Here is a 17,021-nt window from a genome sequence, read left to right as displayed (position 1 = left end):
TCCAGGGTGTCGAGGGTCAGGTCGAACTGGGCGGTCTGGCTTTCCCAGTCCTGGGCCTTGATGACCAGCCCGGGCAACGCCGGCAATGCCTGGCGAGCAACGCTCTGGTGGTTGTACAGCACCTGGAACAACGGGCTGTGGCTCAAGTTGCGCTCAGGCCGCAGCGCCTCGACCAGTTGCTCGAACGGCAGGTCCTGATGGGCCTCGGCGCCGATGGCCGCCTGTTTGACCTGCGCCAGCAACGCACTGAAGCGCTGCTGCGGATCGACCTCGGCCTTGAGCACCTGGGTGTTGACGAAAAAACCGATCAGCCCTTCGGTTTCCACTCGGTTGCGGTTGGCGATGGGCACGCCGACACGAATGTCCGACTGGCCGCCGTAACGATGCAACAAGGCCTGGAACGACGCCAGCAAGACCATGAACAACGTGCTGCCTTCGCGCTGGGCCAGTTGTCGCAGCTGTTGGCCCAGGGCCTGGGGCAGGTCGATAGCCAGGCGTGCACCGGCAAAGCTCTGCCGGGTCGGACGCGGCCGGTCGGTGGGTAGCGCCAGCAACGGCTGCTCGCCCCCCAGCACATCGGTCCAGTACGCCAGTTGTTTTTCCCGCTCGCCGGCGTCCATCCATTGACGCTGCCACACCGCGTAATCGGCATACTGGATCGGCAGCTCGGCCAATGCTGGGGACTCACCCTGGCTGTACGCGGCATACCCCTGGATCAGTTCCTGCACCAGCAATTGCATCGACCAGCCATCAGAGACGATGTGGTGTTGGGTCAGCACCAGCACATGCTCGTCGGCCGCCACCCGCAGCAGGCCGACCCGCAGCAGCGGGCCGTTTTGCAGGTCGAATGGCTGGGCGATCTGCTGGCGGACAAAGGCCTGGATCTGTTCATTGCCGCCGTCGAGAATCTGCGGAATCACCACCGGGTTCATCTGCCCGTGAATGACTTGGAACGCTTGCTCATCGACCTGGACGAAGGTGGTGCGCAGGCTCTCGTGGCGCTGCACCAGGGCGGCGAAGCTCTGTTGCAAGGCCGGCAGGTCCAGGGTGCCCTGGATCCGCAGCGCAGCCGGAATGTGGTACGCCGCGCTGTGGGGCTCCATCTGCCAGAGGAACCACTGGCGTTGCTGGGCGTAGGACAGTGGCCGTTGCGCCGGGTCCCGGGAAAGACGCGGGATGCTCGCCGGCCGCGCCACGTCGCGGTCCACCAGCGCGGCCACACAGGCTTCAAGGCTGGCGTTCTCGAACAACTGGCGCAGTTGCAGGTTCAGGCCGAGGGCCTGGCGAATGCGCGCGACCATCTGTGTCGCCAGCAGCGAATGGCCGCCCAGTTCGAAGAAGTTATCCCTAAGCCCTACCCGCTCCACCTTGAGCACGTCCTGCCAGATCGCCGCGATCTGTTGCTCCAGTTCACTTTGCGGTGCCACATAGTCCTGCTGGACCTGGCTGGCGTCGGCGGTCGGCAAGGCCTTGCGGTCGAGCTTGCCGTTGGCGGTCAGCGGCCATTGCTCGAGGAACAGCAGGTGCGTTGGCACCATGTAGTCCGGCAGATCGGCCTTGAGCTGGGTCTTGATCCGGTCACGCAAACCGGCTTGCTCCTCGCGGGGATCTGCCGGGATCAAATAGCCCACCAGTTGCTGGCCGCTCGGCCCTTCCTGGGCCAATACCAGCGCTTCGCGCACCGCCGCCAGGGCGTTCAGGCGCGCTTCGATCTCGCCCAGTTCGATGCGGAACCCACGGATTTTCACTTGATGGTCGATGCGGCCGACGTACTCGATGACGCCATCGCTGCGGTACTGCGCCAGGTCGCCGGTGCGGTACAAGCGTGCGCCGCTTTCACCGAACGGATCGGGGATGAAGCGCAACGCAGTGAGGTCGCCACGGTTCAAATAGCCACGGGCCAGGCCAGCGCGGCCGACGTACAGCTCACCGATGCAGCCTTTCGGCACGGGGTTGAGGTCGCCGTCCAGCAGGTACCACGACAGGTCGGCAATCGGCTCGCCAATCGGGCTGCTGGCGTCCTGTTCCAGGTCCGCCAGCGACAGCGGACGGTAGGTCACGTGCACGGTGGTTTCGGTGATGCCGTACATGTTGATCAATTGCGGAGCCGCGTCGCCGTACTTGTCGAACCACGGGCGCAGAGTCTTGACGTCCAGCGCCTCGCCGCCGAACACCACGTAGCGCAGGGCGTTGGCCCGGTCATCGGCGCAAGCCTCGTGCATCAATTGCTTGAATGCCGAGGGCGTCTGGTTGAGCACGGTCACCCCGGCCTCACAGAGCAGTTCGTGGAACTGCTGCGGCGAACGGCTGATGTCGTAGGGCACGATCAACAGTTCACCGCCGTGGAGCAAGGCACCGAAGATTTCCCAGACCGAGAAGTCGAACGCGTAGGAATGGAACAGGCTCCAGACATCTTCCGCGCCGAAGTTGAACCACGGCTCGGTGGCCTCGAACAGGCGCAGCACGTTGTGGTGCGGCAGCAAGGTGCCCTTCGGGTTACCGGTGGAACCGGAGGTGTAGATCACGTAGGCGAGGTTCGCCGCGTCCATCACTACGTGCGGATCGCTGTCGGCGAAGGCGCTGACGTCGGCGTCCAACAGCAGCGTCTGCACGCCGTCCGGCACTGGCAACTGATCGACCAGGGCCGCTTGGGTCAGCAGCAAGCGGATGCCGCTGTCCTGCATCATGTAGGCCAGACGATCCTGGGGATAAGTCGGGTCCAGCGGCACATAGGCACCGCCGGCCTTGAGGATCGCCAACAGGCCCACCAGCATGTCGAAACCGCGCTCGGCGGCCAATCCCACCAGCACATCCGGGCCGACGCCGTGGGCGATCAACTGATGGGCGCGGCGGTTGGCCTGGGCGTTGAGCTCGCCGTAGGTCAGGGTTTGGGCGTTGCAACGCAAGGCGATGGCATCGGGACGCAAACACGCCTGTTCGGCAATGCGCTGATGCAGGCACGCCTCGCCCGGGAAGCTGTTCGGCGCCGGGTTCCATTGGGCGATGTGTTGCTGTTGCTCGGCGGCCGTCAGCAGCGGCAGTTCACCGATGCGTTGGCGGGGATCGGCGACGATGCCGTGCAGCAGGTTCAGCCAGTGTTCGGCCATGTGTTGCACGGTGCTGGCGTCGAACAGGTCGGTGGCGTAGCTCAGGGACGCGGCCAGTTCACCGTCGGTCTCGTGGGTGTCGAGGGTCAAGTCGAACTGGGCGGTGTGGGAACGCCAATCCAGGCTCTCGACCTGCAACCCCGGCAGTTGCAGGGCTTGAGCCGCGCCGCTGCTCTGGTGGTTGAACATCACCTGGAACAGCGGGCTGTGGCTTGCCTGTCGCTGCGGCGCCAGTGCCTGCACCAACTGCTCGAACGGCAGGTCTTGATGGGCTTGCGCCCCCAGCGAAGCCTGCTTGACCTGGGCCAGCAATTGCTCGAAAGGCAGGTCGCCCTGCACCTGGGCATTGAGCACCTGGGTGTTGACGAAAAAGCCGATCAGGCCTTCGGTTTCCGGGCGGTTGCGGTTGGCGACCGGTACACCGACGCGGATGTCCGACTGGCCGCTGTAGCGGTGCAACAAGGCCTGGAACGAAGCCAGCAAGACCATGAACAGCGTCGAGGCTTCGCGCTGGGCCAAGTGCTTCAGGCCCTGGGTCAGCCCGGCGTCGAAGCGCAGGTCCAGGCGTGCGCCGCGATGGCTCTGTACCGCCGGGCGCGGGCGGTCCGTCGGCAACGGCAGGACTTCGCCGCCATCGCCCAGCCGTTCGGTCCAGTAGGCCAGTTGCCGCTCCAGCTCACCGGCCTCCATCCACTTGCGCTGCCAGATCGCATAGTCGGCGTACTGGATCGGCAAGGCTGCCAGGGTCGGCGCCTGACCGCTGCGGTGGGCTGCATAGAGCTGGACCAGGTCGTTGACCATGATCCGAGCGGACGCGCCATCGCAAATAATGTGGTGCTGGGTCAGCACCAGCACATGGTCGTCCGCTGCCAGTTGCAGCAACTTGACCCGCAGCAGTGGCCCTTGCTGCAGGTCGAACAGCCCGGCGATTTCGTCATCGATCAGGGCTGTGAGCGCGGACTCATCCAACACCACCACCGGCTCGATCGCCAGGCTCAAATGCCCCTGCACCACTTGTCGGGGCCCTTGCGCGCTGTCGACGAACACCGTGCGCAGCACGTCGTGACGGGCCAGCAAGGCGTCGAAGCTGCGTTGCAGCGCAGGCAGGTCGAGGGCGCCGCGCAGGCGCAGCGCCGTAGGCACATGGTAGGCGGCGCTGTGGCGGTCCAGTTGCCAGAGGAACCACTGGCGCTCCTGGGCGTAGGACAGGTCGAGGGTCTCGAACTCGTCGCGCATCGCCGGGATCGGCAACGCCGCCAGGCTCATGTTTTTGCTGTGCAGCTTGTGCAGGAACGCTTGCCGTTGGGCGAGCGGTAAACGGATGAATCGCTGAACCAGAGACAGGTTATCGAGCTGAGTCATTCAAAGGGTCTCCAGGTCTGCCAGGAAGTCATGCATCTCACTCAGGTCTGCGCTGGAGTGAGGGGTCAGGTGGGCCGCCAGTTGTGCGGCGTAGTCGGCCAGGGACGTGGTGCTGAACAGCAAGTCCAGGGGCACCGTGGCGCCCTGTTCCATTTGCAGGCGCGCCGTCGCTTGCGTCGCCAGCAGGGAATGCCCACCCAGTTCAAAGAAGTTGTCGTCGCGCCCTACCCGTTCGAGCTTGAGCACGTCTTGCCAGATGTCGGCGATGCCCTGTTCGAGCGCGCCCTGTGGCGCCACGTAGGCACGCAGCAGTTGCTGGGCGTCCGGCAGCGGCAGGGCCTTGCGGTCGAGCTTGCCGTTGGGGGTCAACGGGAAGCGTTCGAGCAGCAGCCAGTGCGCCGGCATCATGTAGTCGGGCAGCAAGGGCGCAAGCTGCGCCTTGAGGGCTTCGCGCAGGGCCGTCGGTTCGGCAGTCTCTGGATCGGTGGCCACCAGGTACGCCACCAACTGCAGGCCGCCCGGCCCGGGTTGTGGCACCACCACGGCTTCGCGGATCGCTTCCTGGGCCAGCAGGCAGGCTTCGATTTCCCCCAGTTCGATGCGGAAGCCGCGGACCTTCACCTGATGGTCGACCCGGCCGATGTACTCGATCACGCCGTCGCCACGCTGGCGCGCCAGGTCACCGGTGCGGTACACCCGCGTGCCATTGCCGAACGGGTCCGGCAGGAATCGCTCGGCGGTCAGCGCCGCCCGGTCGTGGTAACCCCGGGCCAGGCCGTCGCCGCCAATCAACAGTTCGCCGATCAGCCCGACCGGGTTCGGCGCGAAGTGATCGCCGACGATGTACAGCGACGTGTTGGCAATCGGCCGGCCGAGGTACGGCACGCGGTGCTCTTGAGTCAAGCGGTAGGCCGCCGACCAGATGGTGGTTTCGGTCGGGCCATACAGGTTCCAGACCTCGCCAGCGACATCGAGCAACCGCTCGGCCAGGTCCTCGGCCAACGCCTCGCCACCGCACAGGCATTTGCGCCCGGCCAACAAACCGGACGCCGGGTGGTCGAGCAACATGCGCCAGGTCGATGGCGTGGCCTGGACCACGCTGACCTGTTGCCGGTCGATGGTCTTGAGCAGCGCTTCGGGGTCGTGGGCACTCTGCTTGTCCACCAGCACCACGCAGGCACCGCTCAACAGTGCGCCGTAGAGTTCCAGGCCGAAGATGTCGAACGAGAACGTGGTCAGCGACAGCACCCGATCACGGGCGGCGATGCCCGGTTCACGGGCCATGCTGGCGACAAAATTCACCAGCGCCTCATGACGCACCATCACGCCCTTGGGCTTGCCGGTGGAACCCGAGGTGTAGATGGTGTAGGCCAAGTGCTCCGCATCCAAGCGCGTCGCCGGCGCCTCGCCGGCATAACCGTCGAGCCAGCCCCCCTCCCGATCCAACACCAATGTCTTAACGCCAACCCCGCCCCCTGTGGGAGCGAGCTTGCTCGCGATAGCGTCGGCACACTCGACATCATCATTGACTGAACCACCGCCATCGCGAGCAAGCTCGCTCCCACAGAACTGGTCGAGCAATGAACGTTGGGTCAGCAGCAGCTCGATGCCGCTGTCTTCGATCATGTAGGCCAGGCGATCCTGGGGGAACGCCGGGTCCAGCGGCAGGTAGGCGCCACCGGCCTTGAGGATCGCCAGCAAGGCGACAATCATGTCCACGCCACGCTCCAGCGCCACACCGACCAACTGATCGGGCCCCACGCCCTGTTCGCTCAAACAATGAGCCAGGCGGTTGGCCCGGACATTGAGTTCGGTATAGCTCAGCACCTGATCGGCGAACACCAGCGCCGTGGCATCCGGCGTTTGCCGGGCCTGGACCTCGAACAGCCGATGGACGCAGCGCGCCTGGGGATATTCCGCCGTGGTGGCGTTCCAGCCTTGCACGTGCTGGCGGGTTTCGCGCTCGTCGAGCAAACCCAGTTCGCCCAAGGGCCGTTGCCCGGCGTCGATCATTTGCAGCAGCAAGCGTTGCAGGTGCACGCCGATCTGCTCGACCGAGGCTTCGGTGAAACGAGCGCACTGGTAGCTGAACTGCACCGCCAGCTCGGCACCGAGGCTGACCAGCAGGGTCAGCGGGTAGTTGGTCTGTTCCAGGTTGTCCACGGCACCGAAGCGCAAGCCTTCAGGCGCACCGTGTGCCAAGGCTTCGGAAATCGGGTAGTTCTCGAAGACCAGGATGTTGTCGAACAAGGCTTCGCCGCCCAGGCCGGCCCAGCGCTGGATGTCGAACAGCGCCGTGTGCTCGAACTCGCGCAAGGCCAGGTTCTGCGCCTGGACGCTGTGCAGCCAGTCGCCCAGGTCCTGCTCCGGACGCGGGCTGGCAATGACCGGCAAGGTGTTGATGAACAGGCCGATCTGGCCCTCGACGCCCACCAGGTCCGCCGGCCGCCCCGCTACCGTCGCGCCGAACGCCACACTGGCCTTGCCGGTGTAGCGTTGCAACAGCAACAGCCAGGCCGCTTGCACCAGGGTGTTGACCGTGACTTTGGCCTGGCGGGCGAACTCGGCCAGACGTTGGGTCTGCATCTCATCCAACTGCATGCGGTGATGGCCGTACAGCGTCGCCGAGACGTCCTGTGCCGGGCGCGCAAACGCCTGGGCCAGGCGCACCGGCTCATCCAGCGTGCGCAGCTGTTGCGTCCAGAACCCTTCGCCGAGACTCGCGTCCTGGCGTTGCAGCCAGGCGATGTAGTCGCGATAACGGCCAGTCGGGCGGGCCACGCTGTCGCCGCGGTAGTGCTGCAACACTTCGCCGAGCAACTGCGCGCTGCTCCAGCCATCCATCAGGATGTGATGGTTGGTGTAGATCAGGTGATGCCGATCCGTGCCGGTGCGCACCAGCACCAGGCGCATCAACGGCGCCTGGGTCAGGTCCACACCTTGGGCCCGTTCTTCATCGGCGAGGGTTTGCAAGGCGTCGTCGATATCCATCAGCCCGTTCCAGTCCAGCACACGGAATGGCACCTCGACCTGACGCTGGACGATTTGCACCGGCTGCTCCAGGTCGCCCTGCCAGAAGAACCCGGTACGCAGAATGTCATGGGCATCGACCACCGCCTGCCAGGCGGCGCGGAAACGCTGCGGGTCGACGCCCTCGACGTCGAGGCGCATCTGGTTGATGTAATCGCCACTGCCGTGGCCGAGCAAGGAATGAAACAGCATGCCCTGCTGCATCGGCGACAGCGGGTAGATGTCGTCGACAGCCTGAGGGTCTCGGACCAACGTGTCCAATTGCGCCTGGGACAGCCGCGCCAGCGGGAAGTCCGACGGCGTCACGCCACGGTGCTGGCTGTCGCAGCAATGGTGGATGAGCGCGGTGAGTTCTTGCAGGTAGTCATCGGCCAGGCGCTGGATGGTCGCGGCGTTGAACAGGTCGCCGCTGAAGGTCCAGCTCAAGTCCAGCTCGCCGCCGAAGACTTTGCCGTCCAGCGCCAGCGGACTGCCCAGCGGGCCCTGCATGTTCAACTCTTCACCGCCATGCTCGGCGGTGGGCACGAACAGGGCATCGTCAGCCGCCGCGAAACTGCCGTCGAACTGGCCGAGGTAGTTGAAGGTCAGTTGCGGCGTCGGCAAGGCCTGCAACGCTTGCCGCGCCGGCGCATCGCCCAGGTGCGCCAAGGCACCGAAACCGATGCCCTTGTGGGGGATGGCGCGCAGCTGTTCCTTGATCTGCTTCAGCGAAGCACCGAGTTCGGCAGCGGGTGTCAGGCGAGCCGGGAACAGGCTGGTGAACCAGCCGACCGTGCGGGTCAGGTCGATGTGTTCGAACAGTTCTTCGCGACCGTGGCCTTCGAGTTGCACCACCACGCTGTCAGCGCCAGTCCAGCGCACCATCACCCACGCCAGGGCGGTGAGCAACAGGTCATTGACCTGGGTGCGATAGGCCGCCGGGGCTTGCTGCAACAGTTGCCGGGTGAGGGACTTGTCCAGTGACGTACGGACAGTCATGGCCTGAGCCTGTTGCCGCCCATCCTGGGGGTTATCCCATGGCAACGCCGTGGAGGCGCCTTGCAACTGTTGCTGCCAGAAACCCAGTTCGGCCTGCAAGGATGCGCTGCGAGCATAGCCCTGCAACGCTTCGGTCCAGGCTTTGATCGCGCTGGTCTTGGCCGGCAACTGCACGGTTGCGCCGGTCAGTGCCTGCCGATAGGCCGTCTGCAAATCTTCGACGAGGATCCGCCAGGACACCCCGTCGACCACCAGGTGATGCACGATCAGCAGCAAACGCTGGGTGCCATCGGCGAGGTTCGCCAGCACCGCGCGGATCAGCGAGCCACCGTCCAGTTGCAGGCTGCGCTGGGCCTGATCGCCCAGGGCTTGCAGCGCGGCGAGATCGGCGACGTCGGCTTGCCAGACAATCCCGTCGGCCACCCCGTCACGGTAGCGCGCCGTCCAGCCTCCGGCCTGCTCGATGAAGGCCAGGCGCAGGCTGTCGTGGTGCGCGACCAGGGCATCCAAGGCCTGCTCCAGCGCCGGGGCATCCAGCGCTCGGGTCGGCTTGAGCATCACCGACTGGTTCCAGTGATGACGGTCAGGAATCGCCTGGGCGAAGAACCACTGGTGAATCGGCAGCAGCGCGGTTTCGCCGGTGACCGGTCGTTGGTCGATCGCTTGCAGCGCTGCGCCCGTCTGGGCCACCGTCGCCAGCGCCTCGATGGTCTGGTGCTGGAACAAGTCCTTGGGAGTGAAGTGGATACCGGCCTGGCGAGCGCGGCTGACCACCTGGATCGAGACGATGGAATCGCCGCCCAGTTCGAAGAAGTTGTCCCGCAGGCCCACTTGCGTAAGCTTGAGCACGTCCTGCCAGATCGACACCAGTTGCTGTTCCAACGGGCTGCGCGGTGCCACGTAGGTTCGCTGCAATTGGCTGACGTCGGGCTTGGGCAGGTTCTTGCGGTCGAGCTTGCCGTTGGGGGTCAGCGGCAGGCGTTCGAGCAGCAGCAGATAGGCCGGGACCATGTGCGCCGGCAAAGTCGTCTTGAGCTGATCACGCAAGTGCTCGGCGAAAGCCTCACCCACGGACTCGTCGGCCACCACATAGGCAACCAGACGCTTGCCACTGCCAGCAGCCCCTTCCTGGGCCACCACCACCGCTTCGCGAACGCCGTCGAGGGCTTGCAGGCTGGCTTCGACTTCACCCAGTTCGATGCGGAAGCCGCGGATCTTCACCTGGTTGTCGATGCGGTCCAGGTAATCGAAGGTGCCATCGACCCGTTGGCGCACCAGGTCGCCGGTGCGGTAGAGCAAGCCGCCGCTGCGGCTGAACGGGTCGGCGACAAACCGCTCGGCCGTCAGGCCCGGACGGTTCAGGTAACCCCGCGCCAGCCCGGTGCCGCCCAGGTACAGTTCACCGGCCATGCCCTGGGGCAACAGGTTCAAGTCGGCGTCGAGCACGTAGGCGCTGCGGTCGCCGATGCGGCTGCCGATGGGTGCATAGGCGGCGCCACACGCCACGTCGCGGCCGGCCCTCCAGATCAACGGGGTGACCACGGTTTCGGTCGGGCCGTAGCCGTTGATGATGAAGTCCGGATCGAGGGCGCGCTTGACCCGTTCGAAACTGGCGTTGGGCACCGCATCGCCGCCGAAGCAGTAGATGCGCACTTTCGGCGGGTTGCCCACGCGCTCGGCGTGTTCGGCCAGTTGTTGCAGGTACACCGGCGGGAACGCCACCACGGTCACGCCGTGCTCAGCCATGGCGTTGTAGGTCTGTTCCGGGGTCCACAGGCTGTCGTCGCGGATTAACAGCGAAGCACCATGGGTCAGGCTGGTGAGCCAGCGTTCGTGGGCACCGTCGAAGGCGAAGGACATGAAGTGGAATTCACAATCGCTGTCGCGCATTTCATAGCGCTCACCGATGGCCTGGCAGTGCATCGCCAGCGGACCGTGGGCCACGCTCACGCCTTTGGGGTTGCCGGTGGAGCCGGAGGTGTAGATCACGTAGGCCAGGTTCTGCGGATCGATACCCACGGCTGGGGCGCTCGTCGGTTGCAGGCTCAGGTCCAGGCGGTCGAGTTCCAGCACCTGGGCGGCGCCGTCCAGGGGCAACTGCGCCGACACCCGGGAATCGGTGAGCAACAACGCCAGCCCCGAATCCTCGATCAGGTACGCCAGGCGCTCCCGTGGGTAACTGGTGTCCAGCGGCACATAGGCCGCGCCGGCCTTGAGCACCGCCAGCAGCGCGACGATCACCCCTTCGCTGCGCGGCAGGGCCACGCCAACCCGGGTTTCCGGGGCCACGCCACGGGCGATCAAGGCGTGGGCCAACTGGTTGGCGCGCCGGTCGAGGTCGCCATAGCTGAAACGCTGGCCGTCGAAGATCACCGCCGTCGCGTCGGGCTTGTGCGCCGCCAGATCGGCGATGCGCTGATGCACGGCAATGTCGGTCGGGTACGGCTGCGGATGATTGGCGGCCTGTTGCCGGGCCTGTTCCTCGACGCTGACCAGGGCGATTTGCCCGAGGTTGCGCGCCGCCGACTCGGCGAAGCGTTCCAACAACTGCAACAACTGCGCGCTGATGCCGTCGATGGCCGCCGGGCTGAAATGCGCCCGGTCGAAACTGTAGTGCAGCGCCAGCGTCTCGCCGAGGGTCACCGCCACGCTCAACGGGTAATGGGTTTGCTCCAGGTGGCTGACTTCGCCAAACACCGCGCCCTGCCCGGCGCCTTCTGCCAGGGCCTGGGCAATCGGGTAGTTCTCGAACACCAGGATGTTGTCGAACAGCGCCTCGCCGCCCTGGCCGGCCCAGCGCTGGATGTCCGCCAACGGCGTGTGCTCGAACTCCCGCAGGCTCAGGTTCTGTGCCTGCACGGCTTGCAGCCAGGCACCGACCGACTGGTCCGGACGTGGCGCGGCGATCACCGGCAAGGTGTTGATGAACAGGCCAACCTGTTGCTCGATGCCCGGCAGATCCGCCGGACGCCCGGCCACGGTGGCACCGAAGGCGACGCTGTCATGGCCGGTGTAGCGTTGCAGCAGCAACAGCCACGCCGCTTGCACCAGGGTGTTGAGGGTGACTTTCTGTTGGCGGGCGAACTGTTCCAGGGCCTGGGTGCGGGTCGCGTCCAGGGTCTGGAAGTGATCGCCATGGCCGCTGTGGATTTCGCTGGCGGACATGACGCGCGCCAACCGCGTCGGCTCTTGCAGGGTGGCCAACTGACCGGTCCAGAACGTCTCGCTCAGTTGAGCGTCCTGGCGTTGCAGCCAGGCGATGTAGTCGCGGTAACGTCCGACATTGGCCTTGGGCAAGCGACCGCTGTAGCGCTGCAAGACTTCCCCCAGTAATTGGGCGTTGCTCCAGCCGTCCATCAGGATGTGGTGATGGGTGTAGATCAGGTGCCAGCGCTCGGCCTCGGTCTGCACCAGCACCAGGCGCAGCAACGGTGCCCGGGCCAGGTCGAAGCCCTGACGGCGCTCGGCGTCGGCACATTCATTCAGGGCCTCGGCGAGGTGATCGTGCCCGCGCCAATCGAGGACCGTGAAGGGCAACTCGACCTGGCGATGGACGATCTGCAACGGTTGCTCGAGATCGCCCTGCCAGACAAAACCACTGCGCAGGATGTCCTGGGCGTCGAGGGTGGCCTGCCAGGCGTCGGCGAAGCGCTGTGGATCGAGGCCCTGCACGTCCACGCGCAACTGGTTGATGTATTCCCCTGCCGCCTGCTCGTACAAGGTGTGGAACAGCAAGCCCTGCTGCATGGGCGACAGTGGATAGAGGTCGTCCAATTGCCCGGCGGCCACCGGCAGGCTGTCGAGTTGCGCCTGGCTGATGCGGGCCAGGGGGAAGTCCGATGGCGTGGCCTGTGGCGTTTCCAGCGCGCAGCAGTGTTCGATCAACGTCCTCAGTTCAGCGAGGTAGTCAGCGGCCAGTGTCTCGATGGTCTGCTGCTTGAACATCCGCTCGCTGAAACCCCAGTTCAGGGACAGCTCGCCGCCATAGACCTGGCCTTCCACCGTCAACCAATTCGCCAGCGGTGCCCGGGCATGTTGCGCCGCGCCACTGCCTTCACTAGAGGGAACAAACAGCGCCCCGTCGTCGAACTGCCGGTCGAACTGGCCCAGGTAGTTGAAGGTGATGCGCGGCGCCGGCAAGGCCGCCAGTTCGGCACGCACCGCCGGTTCGCCCAGGTAGCGCAGCACGCCATAACCCAGGCCCTTGTCCGGCACGGCGCGCAGTTGTTCCTTGATGGCCTTGACCGACGCACTCAATGCCGGCGCCGGGCTGAGGCTGACCGGGAACAGGCTGGTGAACCAGCCGACGGTACGGGTCAAGTCAACGCCATCGAACAGCGCTTCACGGCCATGGCCTTCGAGCTGGATCAGCGTGCTGTCCTGGCCGGTCCAGCGGCACACCGTACGGGCCAGAGCCGTCAGCAGCAGGTCATTGACCTGGGTGCGGTAGGCCTTGGGTGCCTGTTGCAGCAGTTGGCGGGTCTGTTCGGCGTCCAGCCGCACTTGCACCTTGCGCTCGTCACACGCCAGCAGCAGGCGCTCGGGGTAATCACACGGCAAGCCGTTGCCGGCCGGCGCATGACCCTGGGCACGCCAGTAATCGAGGCTGGCCATGAAGCCATCGAGATGCCCGTGCAGGTGCGCCGACCATTGTCCATAAGCGCTGGTCTTGGCCGGCACCTGGATCGCCTGGCCGGCCTGCAGTTGGCGGTAGAACTGCTGCAGATCGTCCAGCAGCACGCGCCAGGAAACACCGTCCACCACCAGGTGATGGATCGCCAACAACAAGCGCTGGCTGCCGTCGACCATGTCCACCAGCAACGCCCGCAACAGTGGCCCGTCTTCCAGGTCGAGGCTGCGCTGGGCGTCGTCGCACAGGGCGTTGAGTTGTTCGACCGAGGTCGCCTGGCGCTGCCACAACACACTGGCCGCCGACGGCTCGGCATAGGCTTGCTGCCATTGGCCATTCACCTGGGTAAAGCGCAGGCGCAGGCTGTCATGGTGCTCGGCCAAGCGGGCCAGGGCCGAGGCCAATGCCACGGCATCAAGGTGTTCGCCCGGCACCAGCAGCAGCGACTGGTTCCAGTGTTGCCGCTCGGGAATGTCGCGCTCGAAGAACCACTGCTGCACCGGCGTCAACGGCACCGCGCCGCGTGCCAGGCCCTGATCGATCGCCTGGCTGTCGCCCTGGCGCGCTACGAGCGCCAGGCTGCGCAGGGTCTGGTGTTGGAACAGGGCCTTGGGATTGAGCACAATCCCGACTTGCCGCGCCCGGCTGACCACTTGCATCGAGACGATGGAATCACCGCCCAGTTCGAAGAAGTTGTCTTCCAGGCCGATGCTGTCGAGGTTCAGCACGTCCTGCCAGATCGCCGCCAGGGCTTTTTCCATAGGGCTGTGGGGCGCGACGAATTCACGCTGCTGCTCGCTGCCGTCAATGGCCGGCAACGCCTTGCGGTCGAGCTTGCCGTTGGGGGTCAGCGGCAGTTGTGGGAGGAACACCAGGTAGGCCGGCACCATGTAGTCCGGCAGGTGTTCACGCAGAGCGGCCCTGAGGGTTTCGCGCAATTGCACCTGGGCCTCGGCGTCGGCCAGCACCGCAGCCTTGCGCGGGACGATGAAAGCCACCAGTTGCTGGCCGTGCTCGCCGTCCTGGGCCAGCACCGCCAATTCGCGCACCTGGGGTTGTTGCAGCAGGCGCGCTTCGATTTCCCCCAGTTCGATACGGAAGCCGCGGACCTTGACCTGATGGTCGATGCGACCGACGTATTGCAAGGCGCCGTCGGCCTGGTAACGGGTCAGGTCGCCGGTGCGGTACAGGCGCTCGCCGGTCGTGGAAAACGGGTTGGGCACGTACTTCTCGGCGGTCATCGCGGCACGGCCAAGGTAACCACGGGTGATGCCCGCGCCGCTCAGGTACAGCTCCGCCGAGACGCCTTGGGGCACCGGTTGCAGGTCGGCGTCCAGCAGATAGCTGGCGGTGTGCTTGAGGGGCCGGCCGATGTTCGCCGTGCCGCCGGCGGTGCGCCGGGTCCAGGTGGAATAGGTGGTGTCTTCCGAGGGGCCGTAGAGGTCGTAGACATGCTCTACCCCTTGTGGGAGCGAGCTTGCTCGCGATGGCGCCCTGTCAGTTGGTCCATGGGGGGCTGACCCGCCGCTATCGCGAGCAAGCTCGCTCCCACAGGAAGGGTGTTGTGGGTACAGCGCATCCACCAGGCTTTGCTTCAGTGGCTCACCAGCGAGGTTGATGATGCGCACGCTGGCCGGGATCTCGCCGCTGCGCTGCAACGCGGCAATCGCCGAGGGCACCGTGTTGATCAGCCGCACCTGATCCCGGGCCGGCAATTGCGGCAACTCCAGGGCATTGCGGGCGATGATCAGCGAGCCGCCGTTGGCCAGGGTCACGAACAGTTCCCACACCGACAAATCGAAGCACACCGACGTGGAGGCGAGTACGCCCTGGATGTCGTCGCGGCTGTAGACCGATCGGGACCAATCGATCAGCGCCAGCACGTTGCGATGGGCAATCGCCACGCCCTTGGGGTTACCGGTGGAGCCGGAGGTGTAGATCACGTAGGCGAGGTTGTCTGGCGTGACGTGGGTGACCGGTGCACCCAGTGGGTACTGCCCCAGCTCGATCCGATCCAGCATCAGCACGGTGGTTTCGGCCGGCACGTCCAGCGTCGCCGCCACCGCCTGCTCAGTCAGCAAGACCCGGGCGCGGCTGTCGTCGAGCATGTAGGCCACGCGCTCGGCCGGGTAGTCCGGGTCCAGCGGCACGTAGGCGCCGCCGGCCTTGAGCACCGCCAGCAAGGCGATCAGCAGGTGCTCGGAGCGCGGCATCGCCACACCCACGCGCACTTCCGGGCCCACGCCCAATTCGATGAGTTTGTGGGCCAGGCGGTTGGCGCGGCCGTCGAGCTCGCTGTAGGTCAGTCGGATGTTGGCGAAGGTCACCGCCAGTGCATCCGGCGCAGCCTGGGCCTGGCGGGCGATCATCTGGTGGATGCACAGCGCCTGGTCGAACGGCGCATCCACCGGGTTCCAGTCATGGATCAGGCGCTGGTACTCATCGGCTTCCAGCAGCGGCAATTCACCGACGAGCGCGCGGCTGTCGGCGACCATGCCGTGCAGCAACCGTGTCCAGTGCCGGGCCATGCGCTCGACCGTGGCGGCATCAAACAGATCGTTGGCATAGGTCAGCGCCGCATGCAGTTTGCCGGCCTTTTCCCAGGTGTCGAGGGTCAGGTCGAACTGCGTGGTGCGGCCCTGCCATTCCAGCATCGACAACTCCAGTCCCGACGCCGTGCGGAGGCTGGCGATGTCGGCCACTTGTGGCTGGTGGTTGTACATCACCTGGAACAGCGGTGTATGGCTGAGGCTGCGCTCCAGTTTCAGGGCTTCCACCAACCGTTCGAACGGCAGGTCCTGATGGGCCTGGGCGCCGAGGGCGGCTTCCTTGACCGTGCGCAGCAGCTCATCGACACGGGTCTGGCCGCCGAGCTCGGTGCGCAATACCTGGGTGTTGACGAAGAAGCCGATCAGCCCTTCGGTTTCGGCGCGGTTGCGGTTGGCGATGGGCACGCCGACGCGGATATCGGTGTGGCCGGTGTAGCGATGCAGCAGCACGTTGAACGCGCCAAGCAGGAGCATGAACAGGGTGATGTTGTGCTGCTGGGCGGTGGCGCGCAGTTGCTCGGCCAGTGCCGGTTCCACGGCGAACTCAAAGCGCGTGCCGCGATAGCTGGGCATCGCCGGGCGTGGGTGATCGATGGGCAGTTCCAGCACGGGATGCTCATCGCCCAATTGCGCCTGCCAGTATTCGAGTTGACGCGCCTGCTCGCCAGCTTCCAGCCAGCGGCGTTGCCACAGGGCGTAGTCGCTGTACTGGATCGGCAAATCGGCCAGTTGCGGCGCCACTCCTGCTTCATGGGCGTCGTAGCAGCGGATGAACTCGTCGATCAGTACGTTCATCGACCAGCCGTCGGAGACGATGTGGTGCAAGGTCAGCAGCAGCACATGTTCCTGCTCATCGAGGGTGAGCAATTCGACCCGCAGCAACGGGCCGCTGGACAGGTCGAAAGGCTGCATCGATTGCGCTTCGGCAGCCTGGCGCACCGCCTGCTCGCGCTCGGCCGCCGGCAAGGCGCTGAAGTCCTGGCGCTTGATCGCCAGCGCTGTGTTGGAGGGGACCTGCAGCAGGCTGTCATCGGCCTGGCGCTGGAACACTGTGCGCAGGGTTTCATGACGGGCCACCAGGCTGGCGAAGGCTTGCTCCAGGGCCGGCAGGCTCAACGCGCCCTTGAGCCGCACCGCGCCCGGCAGGTTGTAGGCACCGCTGCCCGGCTCCAGTTGCCAGAGAAACCACATGCGCTGCTGGGCATAGGACAACGCCTGGCGATCCTCGGCCTCGACACCCCGGGGAATGGGAAAACCGCTGAACTCCACGCCCTCCTTGTCCAACGCGGCCAGGAACATCCGGCGCTTTTCCAGGGGCAACCCGATAAACCGGCGAGCAAGTTTCAAGGCGTCTTCAGCATTCAT

2 protein-coding genes (1 of these 2 only partly in view) are annotated in these 17,021 nt (G+C 65.6%); both read right to left on the bottom strand.

The window, feature by feature from the left end; translation table 11 throughout:
• Positions 1–4,469: the beginning of a non-ribosomal peptide synthetase gene (locus tag J4E63_RS17125; protein ID WP_207282745.1), read on the bottom strand. It extends 6,610 nt beyond the left edge of the window; the window shows 4,469 of its 11,079 coding nt (coding positions 1–4,469); the start codon lies at positions 4,467–4,469; its stop codon lies beyond the left edge, outside the window.
• The gene (locus J4E63_RS17120; protein WP_207282744.1) at positions 4,470–17,021 is read right to left on the bottom strand and encodes a non-ribosomal peptide synthase/polyketide synthase; all 12,552 of its coding nucleotides are present in this window, start codon (positions 17,019–17,021) and stop codon (positions 4,470–4,472) included.

The organism is Pseudomonas sp. FW300-N2F2, assembly GCF_017351655.1.
Lineage (GTDB): Bacteria > Pseudomonadota > Gammaproteobacteria > Pseudomonadales > Pseudomonadaceae > Aquipseudomonas > Aquipseudomonas fluorescens_AA.
Note: the sequence above shows the minus strand (reverse complement) of the source record. Positions and strands in the feature narration are given on the sequence as shown.

Excerpts from the sequence above, each read along its gene's own strand:
- J4E63_RS17120 (WP_207282744.1), bottom strand. The coding sequence starts at position 17,021 with ATGAATGCTGAAGACGCCTTGAAACTTGCTCGCCGGTTTATCGGGTTG.